At 57.3% G+C, this 16,562-nt stretch carries 19 protein-coding genes; 14 read left to right on the forward strand and 5 right to left on the reverse strand.

Translation table 11 applies throughout. From position 1 onward, the window contains the following. Positions 1-73: 73 nt before the first annotated feature. Together KFJ24_RS12845 and KFJ24_RS12850 are read right to left on the reverse strand one after the other, a co-directional pair. Positions 74-1,180: a porin gene (locus KFJ24_RS12845; RefSeq protein WP_250831490.1), complete on the reverse strand. Its 1,107-nt coding sequence runs from the start codon at positions 1,178-1,180 to the stop codon at positions 74-76. A gap of 171 nt (positions 1,181-1,351) precedes the next feature. Next, entirely contained in the window at positions 1,352-2,764 is a 1,413-nt protein-coding gene (locus tag KFJ24_RS12850) for a WS/DGAT domain-containing protein (RefSeq protein ID WP_250831491.1), read from the reverse strand. Positions 2,765-3,086: 322 nt separating this feature from the next. Here KFJ24_RS12850 and KFJ24_RS12855 point away from each other — a divergent pair, with 322 nt between their 5' ends. Both KFJ24_RS12855 and KFJ24_RS12860 read left to right on the forward strand, forming a co-directional pair. Beyond that, complete coding sequence (locus KFJ24_RS12855) at positions 3,087-4,010, forward strand: alpha/beta fold hydrolase (protein WP_250831492.1); 924 nt, start codon at positions 3,087-3,089, stop codon at positions 4,008-4,010. 73 nt (positions 4,011-4,083) lie between these two features. Then, the gene (locus tag KFJ24_RS12860; RefSeq protein WP_250831493.1) at positions 4,084-4,833 is read left to right on the forward strand and encodes an FFLEELY motif protein; all 750 of its coding nucleotides are present in this window, start codon (positions 4,084-4,086) and stop codon (positions 4,831-4,833) included. An 18-nt stretch (positions 4,834-4,851) separates the two neighbouring features. On the opposite strand, the gene KFJ24_RS12865 is transcribed toward KFJ24_RS12860, so the two are convergent. Further along, on the reverse strand, positions 4,852-5,130 hold the full coding sequence (locus KFJ24_RS12865) for a polyhydroxyalkanoic acid system family protein (protein ID WP_250831494.1): 279 nt from the start codon (positions 5,128-5,130) through the stop codon (positions 4,852-4,854). A gap of 126 nt (positions 5,131-5,256) precedes the next feature. Here KFJ24_RS12865 and ubiE point away from each other — a divergent pair, with 126 nt between their 5' ends. The 9 genes from ubiE (at position 5,257) to KFJ24_RS12910 (ending at position 11,433) form a co-directional block, all read left to right on the forward strand. Further along, a complete protein-coding gene (gene ubiE / locus KFJ24_RS12870) occupies positions 5,257-6,048 on the forward strand; it encodes a bifunctional demethylmenaquinone methyltransferase/2-methoxy-6-polyprenyl-1,4-benzoquinol methylase UbiE (RefSeq protein ID WP_250831495.1) in 792 nt (263 codons plus the stop codon). After that, positions 6,048-6,689: a ubiquinone biosynthesis accessory factor UbiJ gene (locus KFJ24_RS12875; RefSeq protein WP_250831496.1), complete on the forward strand. Its 642-nt coding sequence runs from the start codon at positions 6,048-6,050 to the stop codon at positions 6,687-6,689. The genes ubiE and KFJ24_RS12875 overlap by 1 nt, the downstream gene beginning before the upstream one ends. Further along, positions 6,686-8,329 (forward strand): ubiquinone biosynthesis regulatory protein kinase UbiB, encoded by a 1,644-nt coding sequence (gene ubiB / locus KFJ24_RS12880; RefSeq protein ID WP_250831497.1) that lies wholly within the window; start codon positions 6,686-6,688, stop codon positions 8,327-8,329. Before KFJ24_RS12875 ends, ubiB begins: the two co-directional genes overlap by 4 nt. 27 nt (positions 8,330-8,356) lie before the next feature. Then, positions 8,357-8,773 (forward strand): phosphoribosyl-AMP cyclohydrolase, encoded by a 417-nt coding sequence (gene hisI, locus KFJ24_RS12885; protein ID WP_250831498.1) that lies wholly within the window; start codon positions 8,357-8,359, stop codon positions 8,771-8,773. A gap of 10 nt (positions 8,774-8,783) precedes the next feature. After that, positions 8,784-9,113, forward strand: coding sequence for a phosphoribosyl-ATP diphosphatase (locus KFJ24_RS12890; protein ID WP_250832642.1), 330 nt, complete (start codon positions 8,784-8,786; stop codon positions 9,111-9,113). A gap of 91 nt (positions 9,114-9,204) precedes the next feature. Beyond that, complete coding sequence (gene tatA / locus KFJ24_RS12895; protein ID WP_284709189.1) at positions 9,205-9,450, forward strand: Sec-independent protein translocase subunit TatA; 246 nt, start codon at positions 9,205-9,207, stop codon at positions 9,448-9,450. Between the two features lie 11 nt (positions 9,451-9,461). Further along, positions 9,462-9,935 (forward strand): Sec-independent protein translocase protein TatB, encoded by a 474-nt coding sequence (tatB, locus tag KFJ24_RS12900; protein ID WP_250831500.1) that lies wholly within the window; start codon positions 9,462-9,464, stop codon positions 9,933-9,935. Next, a complete protein-coding gene (gene tatC, locus KFJ24_RS12905) occupies positions 9,932-10,717 on the forward strand; it encodes a twin-arginine translocase subunit TatC (protein WP_250831501.1) in 786 nt (261 codons plus the stop codon). The genes tatB and tatC overlap by 4 nt, the downstream gene beginning before the upstream one ends. Continuing rightward, positions 10,714-11,433 carry a 16S rRNA (uracil(1498)-N(3))-methyltransferase gene (locus KFJ24_RS12910; RefSeq protein WP_250831502.1) on the forward strand — a complete coding sequence of 240 codons (720 nt, stop codon included), beginning with the start codon at positions 10,714-10,716 and terminating at the stop codon, positions 11,431-11,433. The genes tatC and KFJ24_RS12910 overlap by 4 nt, the downstream gene beginning before the upstream one ends. A 1-nt stretch (position 11,434) precedes the next feature. On the opposite strand, the gene KFJ24_RS12915 is transcribed toward KFJ24_RS12910, so the two are convergent. Both KFJ24_RS12915 and dsbD read right to left on the reverse strand, forming a co-directional pair. Next, the gene (locus KFJ24_RS12915; protein ID WP_250831503.1) at positions 11,435-12,349 is read right to left on the reverse strand and encodes a DUF808 domain-containing protein; all 915 of its coding nucleotides are present in this window, start codon (positions 12,347-12,349) and stop codon (positions 11,435-11,437) included. A gap of 61 nt (positions 12,350-12,410) precedes the next feature. Then, a complete protein-coding gene (gene dsbD, locus KFJ24_RS12920) occupies positions 12,411-14,246 on the reverse strand; it encodes a protein-disulfide reductase DsbD (protein WP_250831504.1) in 1,836 nt (611 codons plus the stop codon). Positions 14,247-14,367: 121 nt separating this feature from the next. Here dsbD and KFJ24_RS12925 point away from each other — a divergent pair, with 121 nt between their 5' ends. The 3 genes from KFJ24_RS12925 to KFJ24_RS12935 are packed head-to-tail and all read left to right on the forward strand — an operon-like array spanning position 14,368 to position 16,532. Further along, complete coding sequence (locus KFJ24_RS12925; RefSeq protein ID WP_250831505.1) at positions 14,368-14,892, forward strand: TlpA family protein disulfide reductase; 525 nt, start codon at positions 14,368-14,370, stop codon at positions 14,890-14,892. 42 nt (positions 14,893-14,934) lie between these two features. Continuing rightward, positions 14,935-15,189, forward strand: a complete 255-nt coding sequence (locus KFJ24_RS12930) for a DUF4266 domain-containing protein (protein ID WP_250831506.1) — start codon at positions 14,935-14,937, stop codon at positions 15,187-15,189. After that, a complete protein-coding gene (locus KFJ24_RS12935; RefSeq protein ID WP_250831507.1) occupies positions 15,180-16,532 on the forward strand; it encodes a DUF3570 domain-containing protein in 1,353 nt (450 codons plus the stop codon). Before KFJ24_RS12930 ends, KFJ24_RS12935 begins: the two co-directional genes overlap by 10 nt. The last annotated feature ends 30 nt before the right edge of the window (positions 16,533-16,562 follow it).

The following is a 16,562-nucleotide window of genomic DNA, read 5'->3' on the forward strand; positions in this document are numbered from 1 at the left end:
GAAACCGACACTTTAGTCTTAGACAATCAGGGTGGCGTGAACACTACCCTGCCATTCAGCCGCCAGTAAACGCTTAGAAAGTGACGATAGCGCCGAGGGCGATGGTGTCGCTGTCGGCGGCGTCAGCACCGGTCGACTTGGTGGTTTGCTCAAACATGTTGTACTCGGCCACCAGCTTGAAGTTGCTGTTTACATCGTGGAACACCGCCACAGAGGTGCTTTCAGTTTCGAAGTCGCCCTGATCGGAATCCGTTTCGCCATAGGACAGAACAAACCGGTTAGCACCCAGAGTGTATGAGCCCTGGACCAGGTACCCGTCCGCATCCTCTTCCGCCAGAGGTGCAGCAGTGTCGGAAATCAGAACGGGCACATCGCCTTCGGACGTGAAACCAGAGGCCGATAGGGAGACACCGGCGACAGCGGCACGAACACCGTATCCCAGGCCCGTTGAATCAACCGAGGTGGTAGCATTTTCGGACTTCTGCGAGCGGCCATTAACCCAACCGGTCAAAGCAACCCCACTAAGGTCCGCGCTGTAGGTAACTTCAGCCTCGAGTCGCGGTGCAGACTGTTCAGACTGTGCGCCCGGCGTCGTGTTGGCAGGTTCGAAGATACCGGCCGCTGCCTTCAGGCCGGCCATATCAGGGGTGCGGTAAGTGATCTGCGCAGACGGGTTCGGGTAGGGATAACCGGTGCGGATGTTACCGAAGGAGACCCCGGTCGGAGCGCCCGGGGAGCCAAAGCCCATCAGTATCTCATCGAGGAAAATGTTGGAACGGGCATACAGGCCGAAGTCCTTACCGATCAGCACCTGGCCAAAGGATCCGTCAACAGTGGCGTAGAGCTGACGGACGTCGATGGCAGTGTCGGTCGGAGATTGCAGGCTATCGTTGATCGTTGACCAGAACGAGGAGCGGCCGCCCATGGTCAGGTCGCCCACTTTCTTGCTGAAGTTAAAGCCGATGGTGTTGGGCAGGAAACCCATTTTGACATCCGAATTGCGGGTGTCGGAAACCTTGTCGTCGCGATTCACATAGAATGCGTTGAAATAGCCATCAACAGAAAAGGAAGTGCCATCCTGGTTATAGAGTTCAACCGCCGCGTTCACGCCGACGCTGGTACCCATCGCAGCTGCCATTGCGATGGCCAGCCCTGACTTTCTGATATTGTTGTTTTTCATAGTTCCCCCGGTTGTTATGGAAATCTGGGATGGGGGTACCGGGTTATCCGGCAGCCCCAGGCGTGATCTGTTGCCTGAATTCCATGGTCGGCTAAGGGAAAGAAGGGGGAAATGCGTCAAGGGAGCAGGTTTTCTGCTCATTTGGGAGGCACTGCAAACAGAACTTTGGGACTACGACCAGCCCGGAAACTGTTCCAGTTCCTGCAGACAATCCGCAAGAAAGCTCTCGGGGTCGGTCATGATCGCCTCGTCCGCAACCACGCCAAACTGGATCTGGCCTGCGTAACTGACAATACTGACACCGAGCCCGATATCGCCCGCCTGGGGCACCCAGAACATCTGCTCGGTAATGCGACAGCCAGCAATATAACGGGTTTCCGGTGTGCCCGGAACGTTAGAGACCACCGCACTGGCCTTACGGTAAAACATGTCAGCCACGGGCTGGCGCCAGGGTTCCGGGATCACAGAGGCGCTGGCCGCCAGGCCCCAGGCAATACCTGGCTGCCAGCTCTTCTTCAGGCGCCGGGTTTCATGTTTGACCCGGTACAACCTCTCCAACGGGCTTTCGCCATCCACCGGCAGTGGCACGAAGACCGTGCCGAAGAAGTTACCGAGGGAGCCAGGCTCCGGCTGCAGATCTTCCGGTAACCTTGCCCGAATATCCACAGGGACCGCAGCATGGAGAACGGCCTCCTCCAACTCATCGCCTTCCAGACCCATCCGGACACGCACGGCAGCCGCGACACAGCTGAGCAAAACATCATTGATGGTGACATTGGTGGCGCTGGCAACGGTCCGGAACTTGTCCAGGGGTACCGGCTGAGACCAGCGACACTGGCGCCGGCCGAGTAAGGGCCGCTTCAGATCCGATGCACTGTCTTCCGGTTCGATCAGAAAATCACTGACCTCATGCACCAGCCTGAGGCTTTTCTGGGCAACCCCTTCCAGCGCGCGCCCGGCCTGATGCCACTGATTGGCGCCTGCAGCGTCGAGTTCTGCTGCATCGGTCGCCGACTCGTCCAGGTTCGTTTCACCCGCCACCAGCTTCCCCAGCCAGGCCTGAGCGGTGGCATACCACCGGGAAAACTCTTCCGTTTCCGCAGCACCGTAGATGGCAGGGTGCTGCTGAGGCGAAGGCGGGCACAGGCGATCAAACAGGCCCAGAAGGGAGAGTCCGTCGGCGTAACAGTGATGCATACGCAAGAGCAACGCGGCTCCACCCTCTGCATTGGGCGCGAGCCAGAATTTCCAGCGGGGGCGGTAAAGCGCCAGAGGCTGGTTCAGGCGAGCAGACACCCATTCCTGCAGCTCTTCCTGCGAAAAGCGATCAATGACGACATCAAGGTGATGCTTGAGATCAAACACAGGATCCGGCTCCCACCACCAAGCCGGGGCGCGCTTTACCGGCATGCACCGGAAACGCTCCCACGCCATCCAGTACACCCTCAGGAATTCCCGGAAGCGGGGCGCGGTAAGGCCATCCACCCGCAACATGACCGTAATGGTCATTGGATTCTCTGGTCGTTCCAGAGCCAGCCAGGCTGAATCCGCAGGCAGCAGGAGGTGCGATTGCTCGTGACTCAAACCTGAACGTCCCCGGGTGTGTGGTGAAGGTAAGGCAAAACCGAACTCCGCATTGTGCCAGACAAGCCACACCGGCTCCATATACGACGCCAGCGCACAAAGTTACAAAAAATTACACGCAAGTAACAATCCGGCCCTATACTGGTTATAAGCCTTAATGCAATGGTTATTAGAAGCATTCGGACCGTCATCCATTGGCCCCGGTTGACCGTAAATACAGTCACCAGCGCCAATAACTGCCTGACCGGTTCGGAGTAAAACAGCGTTTCCGGCATACCCAATAGTAATAACAGGCCGTTGCAGTGCCGGGAGGAGAGCCATCATGAAATCGAGCCACGTTCGCAAACTGATCAAGCCAATCGAAAGCGCCTACTCAGAGATGTTCTCCGGGAGAGTGTATCGTGTTGGCCATGGCGCCGTCTCGGTTCGTAATCATAGCGGCCAGGCCGAGCAGACCGTTGTGGGGGTGCATGGCTTTCTCGAAAATCACTGCTACTTCACCCAGGCCTATGAAGCGCCTACCACTGAACTTATCCTGCTGACCTGCAGTAATTACCATATCCCGGTCAATGGGGTCACGCCCGAAACTCCGGACTGGGAAGTATCGATCAAGAGCCTGGCAGGCACCATTGAATACGATGCCTGCATCCTGAACCAGGCGCTGTCGAATCTTCCGACCACACGCAATGTGCGTGTCCATGGACATTCCCGTGGCGGCGCCGTCATTCTGGAGGCGATCAAACAACGCCCCGAGCTTTTCGAAGAGGTGGAACTGGTACTGGAAGCGCCGGTTCTGCCCCAGGCAAAACTTCATGGTCTGGTCACAACTCTGCTGGAGCCGGTAAGCCATGGCATGTGGCCGTGGCTGATTCGCCTGATCAACAGTGCGCCGTCTTCGGCCTATGGCCAGACATTCTTCGGGAAAATGAATCCACGCAAGAAGCAGTTGCTCGGAAAGTTGTTCTCTGCCACCAGGGATCACCTGACCATTGTCCGCAATATTGAGGACATCATGGACTGGATGACCCGGACCGATACCAGTATCTATAACCAGGTTCGTTACGGCACCTTCCTGATTCCGGCTGTGGACAGAATCCTGGATCGCAACGCCATGCTGGCCAGCGCCCGGCATAGCCCGACGACCATGCGCATCGTGGAAACTGAGGCTCCGAGCCACTTCATCACCCTTGACAGCAAGGAGTGGGTACCAGGTTTCGACACGCTTCCTGCCACTGCTCAGGGTTAGTCTTACTGCACCATCCGCCAACCTCCGTTAAACTGGTCAGTCTTTCTCTTATGGTTTAACGGAGCCAGCCAAGATGTATCGCGAGCGCCTTGTCGCTACCCAAGTCAATTCCGACAGCGCCCGACGGCTGCAGCAACTGCTGCTCGACTACCACGATTTCCGTCAACACAAGGCAGTTCATTCGTTGCGGGAGAACACCTTCGAAGTATCGGACTGGCAAGCCAGGCGCCTGAAAGCCACCCACCAGGATCTACACCAGCACCCTGGCTACCATACCGGCCTGGAATTCCTGCTGACCGACCTTTACGCCCCTGCCGGGATGACCCGCAGGGACGACAACATCGATCGAATTTTTCCCAAGATGGTCAAGTGGTTACCGGACAATTTACTGGACACTTTCGCGGGACTCGTAGAGCTCAACCTGATCACCCAGCAGCTGGACCTTGAGCTGACAGAGCTGTTCCATGAGCAGGGCATATCCACCACCGACCTGCCGACCGCACATTACTGTGACGCATACCGTTGCAGCCAGCGACTGGCACAGCGAGAGCGACAGATTGACCTGGTGGCTGACGTTGGCGGACAGCTTGACCGTTATGTCCGCAACCGCACGCTGGGCTGGCTGTTAACCATGAGCAGAGCGCCCGCAGAGATGGCCGACCTGAGCGACTTGCACAATTTCCTGCACCGGGGCTATACCGCTTTCCGGAACATGGACAATGTAGAACATCTGATTGAGCGACTTGTAACACGGGAAAGGCAGGTAATGGCGAATATTCTGAACGGTCACCCGGATCCGTTCCGTCTTCCGGGCGACCTCTGAAAGGGCCGTCTCGGCCCATCAGACCTTGATGATCTGATCCAGCTGGGAGTGAATTTCGTGCTCGATCTTTGACTTGAAGGGTCTCAGCAACATGCCCAGCTCCAGGTGAACGTGCAGATCCGCATGATCGATGGTTAGCTGCCCCTTCACGCCACTGCGTTTGAAGCGCAACACATCCCCTTGCCACTCGTAATTCACATCAAACTGCCGGGACAGGTCCTGGGCCAGGGTTTCTGCAACTCCCCGGGCATGTTCCTTGTCGAGGGTATGGGGACGGTGTATATCAATTACGGACATAAATCAGTTTTCTCTCGCAAAATTGCCGGTTTTACAGTGTAAGGCGGTATTAAACTTGTAGCCACCCTTGTAGCAACCCCGGCAACCGTTAGAATACGAAGTTCAGATTCAGACAGGACTTCTCACATGAGCGAGCAACAAACGCCAGCCAGCAAGGCCCAATCCAGTCAGGGCCAGGACGACGTCACCGATTTTGGCTTCCGTAACGTGCCAAAAAGCCAGAAGGCGGGCCAGGTGGCCGAAGTATTCCATAGTGTGGCCGGCAAGTACGACCTCATGAACGACCTGATGTCCATGGGCATTCATCGCCTCTGGAAGCGCTTTACCATTGAACTCTCCGGTGTTCGCCCCGGCCACCAGGTACTGGACATTGCCGGTGGTACCGGCGACCTGACCATGAAGTTTTCCGATCTGGTAGGACCGGGTGGCAAGGTCGTGCTGGCCGATATCAACGCCTCAATGCTGCAGGTCGGTCGTAGCCGCCTGACTGATCGCGGTTATGCCGGCAACATCGAATATGTGCAGGCAGACGCCGAACACTTGCCCTTCCCGGACAGCAATTTCAATGCGGTATCCATTGCCTTCGGCCTGCGGAACGTCACTGACAAGGATCAGGCCCTCCGTGACATGATGCGAGTGCTAAAGCCCGGCGGCAAGCTGATGATCCTGGAATTCTCCAAGCCGACCAATCCGTTGCTGAGCAAGGCTTACGACACCTATTCATTTAGCGCGCTGCCCCTGATGGGCCAGCTGTTTGCCGGTGACAGCGAAAGCTACAAATACCTGGCCGAGTCCATCCGTATGCATCCGGATCAGGAAACCCTGAAGGGCATGATGGAGAATGCCGGACTGGTCAACTGCAAGTATTACAATATGACCGGCGGCATCGTCGCACTGCACGTGGGAATCAAACCCTGATGTTTCCCGGTCCAACCCTGCTTTCCGCTGTGACAGCTATCGTCGAGGGTGCGCTCAACCGGGCCCTCGAACTGGATCCGGCTGGCCAGCAGGCACTGCTGGGCGCACTGCAGTGCCCGGTACAGTTCAGCATTACCGCACCGTTCCCTCTCAGCTACGCTCTGTCCCGGGTTGGTGAGCGGGTTCAGGTCAGCAGTCAACCGGCCGAGGCGCCAGCGCTGGAAATCAGTGGAAAACCCATAGCGTTCGCCGCACTGGCCACCGGAGACGACCGGATATTCAGTGATGGGCGGCTCGCAGTTACCGGCGACACGGCCCTTGCCCATCAGCTCCAGCGGGCACTCAACCAGCTGGATCCGGACTGGGAGGCGGCCATGGCTGCGCACCTTGGCGATGTACCGGCACACTTTCTCGGAAAGCGCGTCCGCAGTGCCGTGAAATGGAGCCGACAGGCCTTCCATTCGCTGAACGCCAACATCGAAGAATATGTGCACGAGGAAAGCCGCGTGTTGCCCGGCCGCCGCGAACTGGAGGCCACCTTTGAGGACATCGACGACCTGAACCTCCGCACCGAGCGCCTGGAAGCGCGCCTGAACCAGATTGAAAACCGCGGTAACACTGACGAACCGGAGAACCTGTGACCCGCCTGCAACGCCTGTTCCGAATTGCCTGGGTATTCTGCCGTTATCGGCTGGACACGTTTTTGCCACTGGCGGAGCTGCCAGCTGCGCTCAAGATATTTTTCCTGCTGGCGCCCTGGCACCTGTTCCCGCAACCCAAGCTCAGCCGCGGTGACCGCCTTAGGCTGGCCCTGGAAGAGCTGGGGCCGGTGTTCGTCAAGTTCGGCCAGATTCTGTCTACCCGTCGCGACCTGTTGCCGGATGATATGGCCGAATCCCTGAAAAACCTGCAGGACCGGGTTCCGCCATTCCCGAGTGATGTTGCCCGCGGCATTATCGAGAAGTCCCTCGGCGCGCCTGTTTCGGACCTGTTCAAAGAGTTCAGCCCGGACCCCATGGCCTCGGCCTCAGTGGCCCAGGTGCACGCAGCCACTCTGATCAGCGGCCAGGAGGTAGTGGTCAAGGTTCTTCGCCCGGGCATTGAAAAAGTCATTCGCCAGGATCTGGCACTGATGTACCTGATGGCCGGCCTGCTGGAAAAGTACTGGTCCGAGGGCAAACGTCTGCACCCCGTGGACGTGGTCGCAGATTATGACTCCACCATCCATGATGAGCTCGACCTGCAGCGCGAGGCCGCCAACGCAAGCCAGTTACGCAGGAACTTCGAAAATTCCTCACTGATTTATATCCCGTTCATTGACTGGGATTACACGCGCAAGCCTGTTCTTGTGATGGAGCGTATTCACGGCATCCCCATTGCCGATATACCGGCCCTGAAGGCGGCGGGGGTCAACATGAAGGTGCTGGCTGAGAAAGGCGTGGAAATCTTTTTCACACAGGTCTTCCGGGACAGCTTTTTCCATGCCGACATGCACCCCGGCAATATTTTTGTGGACGTATCCAACCCCAGTGATCCGAAATACATTGCCATCGATTTCGGCATTGTCGGTACCCTGGCACCGGATGACCAGAGCTACCTTGCCCGCAATCTGCTAGCCTTTTTCCGCCGGGACTACCGGCAGGTTGCACAGTTGCATATCCAGTCTGGCTGGGTGCCGCCGGATACCCGGGTGAACGAATTCGAAGCAGCCATCCGCACTGTGTGCGAGCCGATATTCGAGAAACCACTGAAGGACATTTCCTTTGGTCACTTCCTGCTGCGCCTCTTCCAGACCGCCCGCCGGTTCAATATGGAGGTCCAACCGCAGCTGGTACTGCTGCAGAAAACTCTGCTCAACGTAGAGGGGTTGGGCCGGCAGCTTTATCCGGAACTGGATTTGTGGAGCACTGCCCAGCCTTTCCTCGAAAGCTGGATGCGCAAACGCATCGGACCATCAGGGCTGATCAAGTCACTGCAGTCCCACCTGCCCTCCTGGCTTGAACAATCGCCGGAAATGCCACAATTGGTCCATGATGCCTTGTTGCAACTTCGACATGCGGGACCCACGGAGCAGCAAAACCATGCAACGCTGGAGCTTTTGCGGGAGCAGCAGGTTCGGACGGACCGCCGCTGGCGACGTGGGCTGATCGCGCTGGCGCTGGCAGGCGCCGCTATCCTTGGCACTCAGCCAGAGGCCAGGATGTGGGTGGAAACCGTTCCGCTCTGGAGCTGGGCACTGCTTGCGGCAGCTGGTGGACTGGTGCTGCGCGGCAGCCGATAAATGATAAAGAGTTCAGGATTCATAAAAATGCAAAACTTGTCCGATAATGTCGATAACCCTGACTGGCTTGAAGCCATCCGATGGACTGCTGATGGACTGGTTCCCGCTATTGCTCAGGACGCCGTCACCGGCGATATCCTGATGATGGCCTGGATGAACCGGGAATCTCTTCGCCTGACCGCTGAAGAAGGGCAGGCCGTGTACTGGTCGCGTTCCCGCGGAAAACTCTGGCGCAAGGGCGAAACCTCCGGCCATCAACAGGTGATCAAAGAGATTCGCGTGGACTGCGACGAGGATGTAATACTGCTGAAGGTAGAACAGAAAGGCGGCATCGCATGCCACACTGGCCGGCGCAGCTGCTTTTACCGGACTCTGAAAGACGGGCAATGGGTCAGTGTCGAACCTGTCATCAAGGATCCTGACACCATTTATGGCAGCAACTGAGGAGCACAAGGTGAGTGACGTACTCGAACGCCTGGCACAGGTACTGGAAGAACGGAAGCAAGCGGATCCCGACAAATCTTACGTAGCCAGCCTTCATGCCAAGGGCCTGAACAAGATCCTGGAGAAAGTGGGCGAGGAATGCACCGAAACCCTGCTGGCGGCCAAGGATGCAGAGCACTCCGGCGATACCGCAGAGGTGGTTTATGAAACCGCTGATCTCTGGTTTCACAGCATGGTCATGCTGTCCCGGCTTGGCCTCAGTCCGACAGAGGTCCTGGACGAACTTGCACGGCGTTTTGACCTTTCAGGGCTGGAAGAAAAAGCTTCCCGGAGCGACTGATGGGTGAGGTACCCCTTCCGGGGGTTTCCGCCAACCCGTTCTGATAACGTACAATGTATTAAAACAGAAACATTAAAACGAGGATCCCGTGATGGGTATCAGTATCTGGCAACTTCTTATCGTACTCGGCATTGTCATCCTGTTGTTCGGAACCAAGAAACTGCGCAACATCGGCAGCGATCTTGGCGGTGCCATTCGGGGCTTCAAAAAGTCCATGAGTGATGAAGACAGCAAGACCGCGGACCCGGAGTCCCTGGACGAGGATACCGAGTCGCAGAGCCAGAGCCAGCAGCAGGCCAAGGCGGAAGAAAAGCCACGGGACAAGTCCCACAGCTGAGACCAGGCTGAATGTTTGATATCGGCTTTCTTGAGCTACTGATTTGTGGCGTCATTGCACTCTTGGTGCTAGGTCCCGAACGATTGCCGACGGCAGCGCGCGCTGCCGGACGGTGGGTCGGCGGTGCCCGGCGCATGGTTGGCCAGTTCACCTCGGAACTGGACCGCCAGCTCAAGGCAGAAGAGCTTCGCGAGGAGCTCCGCAAAGCGGGTGATGTCGGTCTTGATGACGTTCAGAAAACTGTCCGCGGGGCTCTGGACGAAGCCAAGAAATACGAACACATGATCATGCCCGAAAGCGAAACCAGCAAACCTCGCCCTGCACCGGCGACCCGCCGGATGGCTGACCAGACATCCGATGACAGTGACACGCAGGAAAACGAGGTTACCGGCAACGCTCAGGCCGATACAACCGCAGCACCGGAAAACAAAACCGGGGCCAAAGGCGAAGATCAGCCCGAACCCCGGTCGGATAATCGTTCATGACTTCCAGCCCAGACGGTAATCAAGCTACCTCGACACACCCGGAAATGCCCTTGATCGAGCATTTGCTGGAACTCCGTAACCGTTTGCTCAAAATGGTTCTGGCAGTGGTGATCTGCTTCGCGGCAATCTACCCCTTCGCCAATGAGCTCTACCTCTGGCTGTCGCAGCCGATCAGGGAGTTGTTGCCAGTCGGGCAGACCATGATTGCCACCGACGTCACTTCGCCTTTCTTCGCTCCCCTGAAGCTGGCTCTGGTGTTGGCGGTCTTTGCCGCCATTCCCATTATTCTTTACCAACTCTGGAGCTTCATTGCCCCGGGCCTGTACGCACATGAGAAGCGCCTCGCCTTCCCATTGCTGTTCACCTCGGTCATCCTCTTTTATCTGGGGGCTGCATTTGCGTATTACGTGGTTTTCCCGCTGGTGTTTGGCTTTTTCACCGCGATCGGGCCCGAAGGTATTGTTGAGCTGCCGGACATCACCAGTTACCTGAACTTCGTACTGAAAATGTTTTTTGCGTTCGGTGTCGCTTTCGAAATCCCCATTGCTACGGTTCTGCTGATCCTCACCGGTGCGACCACGCCGTCCGACCTGGCGGCCAAACGTCCCTATGTCGTGGTTGCCTGCTTCATTATCGGTATGCTGCTGACTCCGCCGGACATCATTTCCCAGACCCTGCTGGCCGTGCCCATGTGGATCCTGTTTGAATTCGGCATCATCTTCGGCCGCCTGGCCAAACGGGAAGTGAACGAACCGGAACCGGAAGAGCCGTCCGGCGAATGAATCTGGCGCTACTGTTTGAAGAGGATTTCACCAGTCCGGACCGGGTGCTGCTTACAGGGCGCCGGCTAACCCACCTGCAATCCGTCGTCAGAGTGAATACCGGTGACCACGTTCCGGTGGGGTGCGTTAACGGCAATATTGGCACGGGTGAAGTGCTCCGCCTGACCGATTCCGAGGCTGAGCTGGCAGTAGCGTTCGACCAGGCTCCTCCGCCGGCCCTGCCCCTCACGCTGATAATGGCCATGCCCCGCCCCAAGATGTTCCGTCGTGTTCTTCAGACCTGCGCAACGTTGGGTGCGAAAGATATATGGCTGATCAACAGTTACAAAGTGGAAAAAAGCTTCTGGCAAACACCCTGGCTATCCGATGACAACCTGCGGGAAAACCTCACCCTGGGCCTGGAGCAAGCCAGAGATACCGTCATGCCAGAGGTTCATATCCGCAAGCTGTTCAAACCATTCGTCGAGGATGAGCTACCCGCATTACTCTCCGGGAAAAGAGCTCTGGTTGCCCACCCGGGCACCAGCACTCCATGCCCAACGCAACTGAGCGAGCCAGCGGCCCTGTGTATCGGGCCGGAAGGCGGATTTACGCCCTATGAGGTCGGAAAACTCGAAGAGGCAGGCTGCGAGGCCGTCCATCTCGGACCACGCATCCTGCGCGTGGAAACCGCAGTACCAGTGCTGATAAGCAGACTGTTCGACGCCTGCACTTAATTCAGGCGGATCGTTCAGCCCAGAGCTTCTGCACCGGAGTAACGATCGCTACCAGTAAAGCACCAGCCAGAACCCCGAAAAGGCCGTTAACCAGGGTGGGAACCACGGCACTGCCCAATCCACCAAAACCCTCGGCAAAATGATGAATTGCATCGTAAACCGGTGGCAGGCCATGGGTAAGGATTCCACCGCCTACCAGGAACATGGCTATCGTGCCCAGAATGGATAATGTTTTCATCATGTAGGGGGCCAGCCAGAGAATTCCCCGCCCAACCTTCTGGCTCAGTTCGTTGTCCTTCCGGCTCAGATACAAACCACCGTCGTCCAGCTTCACAATACCGGCCACCAACCCGTAAACACTCACGGTAATCATGATGGCCACAATCGCCAGCACCAGAAATTGCATGCCGATGGATTCCCCGGTCACGGTACCGAGTGTGATGGCGATAATTTCTGCAGAAAGAATGAAATCCGTGCGAATCGCACCTTTGATTTTGCGCTCCTCCAGAGCCTTGAAGTCAACATCTGGATTTTTCAGCGCTTCTTTCAGTTCACTCTTGTGTTCCTGATCTTCCTTGCGATGCAGAAACTTGTGGGCCAGCTTTTCAAAGCCCTCGAAACACAGAAAGGCGCCACCCAGCATGAGCAACGGCGTAACCAGCCAGGGCACAAAAAAGCTGATGGCCAACGCTGCCGGGACCAGGATCGCCTTATTGACGAAGGAACCCTTCGCCACAGCCCAGACCACTGGCAACTCACGTGCCGGCTTCACTCCAGTGACCTGTTGGGCGTTGAGGGCAAGATCATCCCCCAGAACGCCTGCGGTTTTCTTGGTGGCGGTTTTCGTCATCAGAGAGACATCGTCCAGAATGGTGGCGATGTCATCAATGAGCGCGAGCAGACTGCTTCCTGCCATGGGGCTGACGTCCTTAGCGTAGCGGTTCCGGATTGGCCGAGTTTATCCGAAACAGGAACCCTCAGGAACCCAGCTTTTTCAGCCCGGTGACCACAGACTCGAGCGACGCCTCACCAAGCAGGCGATTTTCCGGAACATCATTACCCCCGGAAAAGAACAGCACTGCCGGGGGCCCGGGAACCTGCCAACTTTCAAGCTGGCGCTTTTGTGCCGGCGAAAAGTCGGTGACATCAAGCTTGATGAAACGCACCTGATCCGACCAGGCCATCACATCCCGGGTGTTGAATACTTCCTCATCCATGACCTTGCAGCTGATGCACCAGTCAGCATATACGTCCACCATCACCGGGCGGCCGCTGCCCAGGGCAACATCGAGATCGCCGATATCTTCAATTACTTCAAAACGGCTGGCCGACTCCCGGGCTTCGGTTGAGGCAATACCAAACCCGGCCAGTGGCTGCCAGAGCGAGCCCTCACCCCGGGCCGCGCCCAGCACCAGTAACACCCCCCAAACCGACAAAAGTACTCCGGCTGTCTTGCGTGATCCTTCCCAGCCTTTGGTAACACCGTCAAGAGCGCCGAGCTGGATGCCACACCACAGCAATAGAGCACCCCAAAGAGCCAGCGCCGCACTCTCTGGCAGGATACGCTCCAGCAGTCCAAGCGCGACGACAAGCAGGCCAACCCCAAAAATCTGTTTGACCCGCTCCATCCAGAGCCCGGCCTTGGGCAGAATCCTGGAACCTGTGGTACCAATAAGGATCAGCGGGACGCCCATCCCCAGCGCCATGGCAAACAGCGCACTGCCACCGATAACAGCGTCACCCGTGGTCGAGATATAAAGAAGAGCCCCGGCAAGAGGTGCTGACACACAGGGCGATACCACCAACGCGGAGATCAGCCCCATCAAGGCCACGCCAAACCATTGCCCGCCTTTGGATTTCTGGCCGAGACGGTCAAGGCGATCGCGCAGGCTCGCGGGCAACTGAAGCTCAAACAGCCCGAACATGGACAAGGCCAGACTGACAAACAACACGGCAAAAACAACAATCACCCATGGCTGTTGCATCGCAGCCTGCAGGTTGGCACGAGCCCCCAGGTAACCAACGGTGATACCCAGCGCGGTATAGGTGGCGGCCATGCCCATGACATAAGCCAGTGACAGGGAAAAGCCTCTTGTCGCGGACGCGGACTGGTTCTGACCCACGATGATACTGGAAAGGATAGGCACCATAGGCAGGACACAGGGTGTGAAGGTCAACCCCAGCCCTAGCAGGAAAAAGGTCCCCAGAATGACAACCAGTCCGGCTTCGTCAAGAAGACCGGCGAGGCCCTCAGCCTCACTTGCAGGAGGCGACTCTGGCGCGGCGTTACCCGGGCTGACAAAGCCTGCTTCAGCCGTTTCGGCAGGCCCGGAAGCGGAAAAGCCCGAGGCGGGTGTTACCGTCGCAGTCCGGGTCTGCGGCGAATAACACAGACCCTCTTCAGCGCAACCCTGGTATCGGTAACGCACCTCGGTTGCCTGACCCAGCTTAACCGGCATCTGCCATGCCGCAGTGTTATGGAAGACGGCCTGTTCACCAAACCAGGGGTCCTCCTTGATCTCCGGTACGGAGGCAAATTCACCGGCCGCTGCTTTTTTTCCGGCGACCTCTACCGAGATCCTGGACTGATACAGGTAATATCCCGGCGCAATCTGCCAGCCAATCGACAGTACGCCCTCGTTATAGCTGACATCAGGCCGGAACGCCTGATCTACCGGAAGAAACTCCTCTTCCATATCGCCAGCCGCCGCGAATGCCGGCAGGGACGAAACCAGCAGTAACAGAAATCCCAGAAGCATCCCGGGCTGAATCCCGCCCGCCTGTCTTATTACAAGAGGTTTCTTGAGGGCCATACACCTGTTCTCCAGAGCCGCAACCACAGACACATTTGTTTTCAGTATCCTTGGCCACCCTTAAGGCTTCCTTAAGATTACATTCATAAACTGGCTTCAGTGATCAACTGGAGTAGTACCCATGTCCTTGTCAGAAACCCCCGCATACAGCCGGCTCATCCGAAGCGCTGCAATCTTTTTAGGTACCGCACTGCTGAGCATTAACACTCTGGCTGCAACCACCGGTCCCGCACCTGAACTGAACCTGCCTACCAGGAACGGCCAGATCAGCCTCTCTGACATGCGCGGCAAAGTCGTGCTTCTGGATTTCTGGGCATCCTGGTGCGGCCCCTGCCGCCAGTCGTTCCCCTGGATGAATGACATGCAGGCCAAATATCGGAACCAGGGATTTGAAGTGGTTGCGGTCAATCTCGATCAGGACCCCGGGGCAGCTGCAGCGTTTCTTGAAAAGATTCCGGCGGACTTCACCGTGGCGTATGACCCTGACGGCGAAACACCGCAAGCATACGAGGTCATGGGTATGCCAAGTGCCTATCTGATTGACCGGAATGGCTTCATCCACAGCCAGCACATCGGATTTCACAATGACCGCAAGGACAAGTACGAAGCGGACATCCGCAGTCTGCTGCGGACAGAACAGAACTGATACGGCGCCTTTGAGCGCCCGCCTCACCACAAGGAGTAGAACATGCCCGATAGCACCTGGTTTACCGGTCGCCGCTTCAGGCAGGCCGGCATTGCGCTGACGCTGGTCACAACTGTGGCAATGGCAGGTTGCAGCAACCTGGGCGTCAAGCCCTGGGAACGCGACCTGTTGGCTGATCCCGATATGCAGTTAACGGTCTCAGGCGTGGATGCCGGTCTTGATGACCACATCTATTTCAGTAAGGAAGCGTCCAGTGGCGGGCGTGGCTTTGGCGGAGGTGGCTGCGGATGCAACTGACCAATAATGAAAAGAATGGCAAGCCGGTAGGCCGCGCTCTGGCGGCCGCCACCTGCGCATTGCTCGGCGTTCAGGCAACAGACACTCTGGCCAGGGATGAACCCGGCGAGTGGGATGTAGAAACAGCCCTGCTGGTCTATTCGGAAACGGATGACAGGGTGCAGGCCGCAGAACCGGTGATCAGCGCCACCCGAAATTATGACGGTGACCGCAAGCTGAACCTGAAGCTGATTGCCGATACCCTCACCGGTGCATCGCCCTCCGGCGCAACACCCAGTGACCTGCCACAAACCTTTACCCGGCCGTCCGGCAGCGGCAGCTATGATGTCGCTGCCGGTGATGCGCCTCTTGATGACAGCTTCAAGGATACCCGCGTTGCCCTTTCCGCCTCCTGGACTGCTCCGTTGAACCGGGACTACACCTACACCGTTGGTGCCTATGGTTCAAAAGAGTATGACTACCTTTCCACAGCGGTAAACGGCAGCCTCTCCCGGTACCTCAACAACAAGAACACCACCCTGACTGGCGGCCTGTCTCTGGGCGTCGATATCGTGGATCCGGTGGGCGGGGCACCGATAGGCCTGTCGAGGATGCCCTTGAAAGCCAACAAGACCCAGGCACAGTTCGATCAGGAATTCGCCGCGACCCGTGAGAGCGATGACACCAAGACTCTGGTGGATGCGCTGTTCGGTGTAACCCAGGTCATCAACCGCCGCACCCTGATGCAATTCAATTACGGCGTCAGCTATTCCAGCGGTTATCTTACGGATCCGTACAAGATCCTGAGTATCATCGACGACGCAAGCGGCGCCAACTATGGCGGCAATCTGATCGAATCCGATGGTAACCCGGTCTACCTGTATGAAAACCGTCCAGATACCCGTATGAAGCACACGCTCTACTGGCAAACCAAGTACATGCTGGAAAACGGGGACGTGATGGACGGCTCCTACCGGTTCATGGTCGACGACTGGGGCATCACCTCCCATACGGTTGATCTCAAGTACCGCTGGAAAATGGACAAGAGCTACCTGGAACCTCATTTCCGGTACTACCTCCAGTCCGAAGCCGACTTCTACAAGCGGTACCTGACGGCGACCGAGTATAACGGTGGAACACCGACCCAGTCGGAAGCCAGTGCCGATTACCGGCTGGGCGAACTGACCGGACTGACCTTCGGTGCCAAGTGGGGCTATCGCTTTGACGAAGACCGGGAACTGGCAGTACGGGCGGAATACCTGATCCAGACCAATGACGGTGACAAGGGCTTCGGCAAACTTGCCAGCCAGGACCTGTATCCGGACACCAATGCCATGTGGCTTCAACTCAGCTATAGTTTCTGATGAACCCTGCTCTACCCGGTGCATCCCGCC

This window comes from Marinobacter sediminum, from assembly GCF_023657445.1.
GTDB lineage: Bacteria > Pseudomonadota > Gammaproteobacteria > Pseudomonadales > Oleiphilaceae > Marinobacter > Marinobacter sediminum_A.

Bases quoted from the DNA above. Each gene is read 5' to 3' on its own strand.
- KFJ24_RS12845 (WP_250831490.1), bottom strand. From the start codon at position 1,180: ATGAAAAACAACAATATCAGAAAGTCAGGGCTGGCCATCGCAATGGCA.
- KFJ24_RS12855 (WP_250831492.1), top strand. From the start codon at position 3,087: ATGAAATCGAGCCACGTTCGCAAACTGATCAAGCCAATCGAAAGCGCC.
- KFJ24_RS12860 (WP_250831493.1), top strand. From the start codon at position 4,084: ATGTATCGCGAGCGCCTTGTCGCTACCCAAGTCAATTCCGACAGCGCC.
- KFJ24_RS12865 (WP_250831494.1), bottom strand. From the start codon at position 5,130: ATGTCCGTAATTGATATACACCGTCCCCATACCCTCGACAAGGAACAT.
- ubiE (WP_250831495.1), top strand. From the start codon at position 5,257: ATGAGCGAGCAACAAACGCCAGCCAGCAAGGCCCAATCCAGTCAGGGC.
- KFJ24_RS12875 (WP_250831496.1), top strand. From the start codon at position 6,048: ATGTTTCCCGGTCCAACCCTGCTTTCCGCTGTGACAGCTATCGTCGAG.
- hisI (WP_250831498.1), top strand. From the start codon at position 8,357: ATGCAAAACTTGTCCGATAATGTCGATAACCCTGACTGGCTTGAAGCC.
- tatA (WP_284709189.1), top strand. From the start codon at position 9,205: ATGGGTATCAGTATCTGGCAACTTCTTATCGTACTCGGCATTGTCATC.
- tatB (WP_250831500.1), top strand. From the start codon at position 9,462: ATGTTTGATATCGGCTTTCTTGAGCTACTGATTTGTGGCGTCATTGCA.
- tatC (WP_250831501.1), top strand. From the start codon at position 9,932: ATGACTTCCAGCCCAGACGGTAATCAAGCTACCTCGACACACCCGGAA.
- KFJ24_RS12910 (WP_250831502.1), top strand. From the start codon at position 10,714: ATGAATCTGGCGCTACTGTTTGAAGAGGATTTCACCAGTCCGGACCGG.
- KFJ24_RS12915 (WP_250831503.1), bottom strand. From the start codon at position 12,349: ATGGCAGGAAGCAGTCTGCTCGCGCTCATTGATGACATCGCCACCATT.
- dsbD (WP_250831504.1), bottom strand. From the start codon at position 14,246: ATGGCCCTCAAGAAACCTCTTGTAATAAGACAGGCGGGCGGGATTCAG.
- KFJ24_RS12925 (WP_250831505.1), top strand. From the start codon at position 14,368: ATGTCCTTGTCAGAAACCCCCGCATACAGCCGGCTCATCCGAAGCGCT.
- KFJ24_RS12930 (WP_250831506.1), top strand. From the start codon at position 14,935: ATGCCCGATAGCACCTGGTTTACCGGTCGCCGCTTCAGGCAGGCCGGC.
- KFJ24_RS12935 (WP_250831507.1), top strand. From the start codon at position 15,180: ATGCAACTGACCAATAATGAAAAGAATGGCAAGCCGGTAGGCCGCGCT.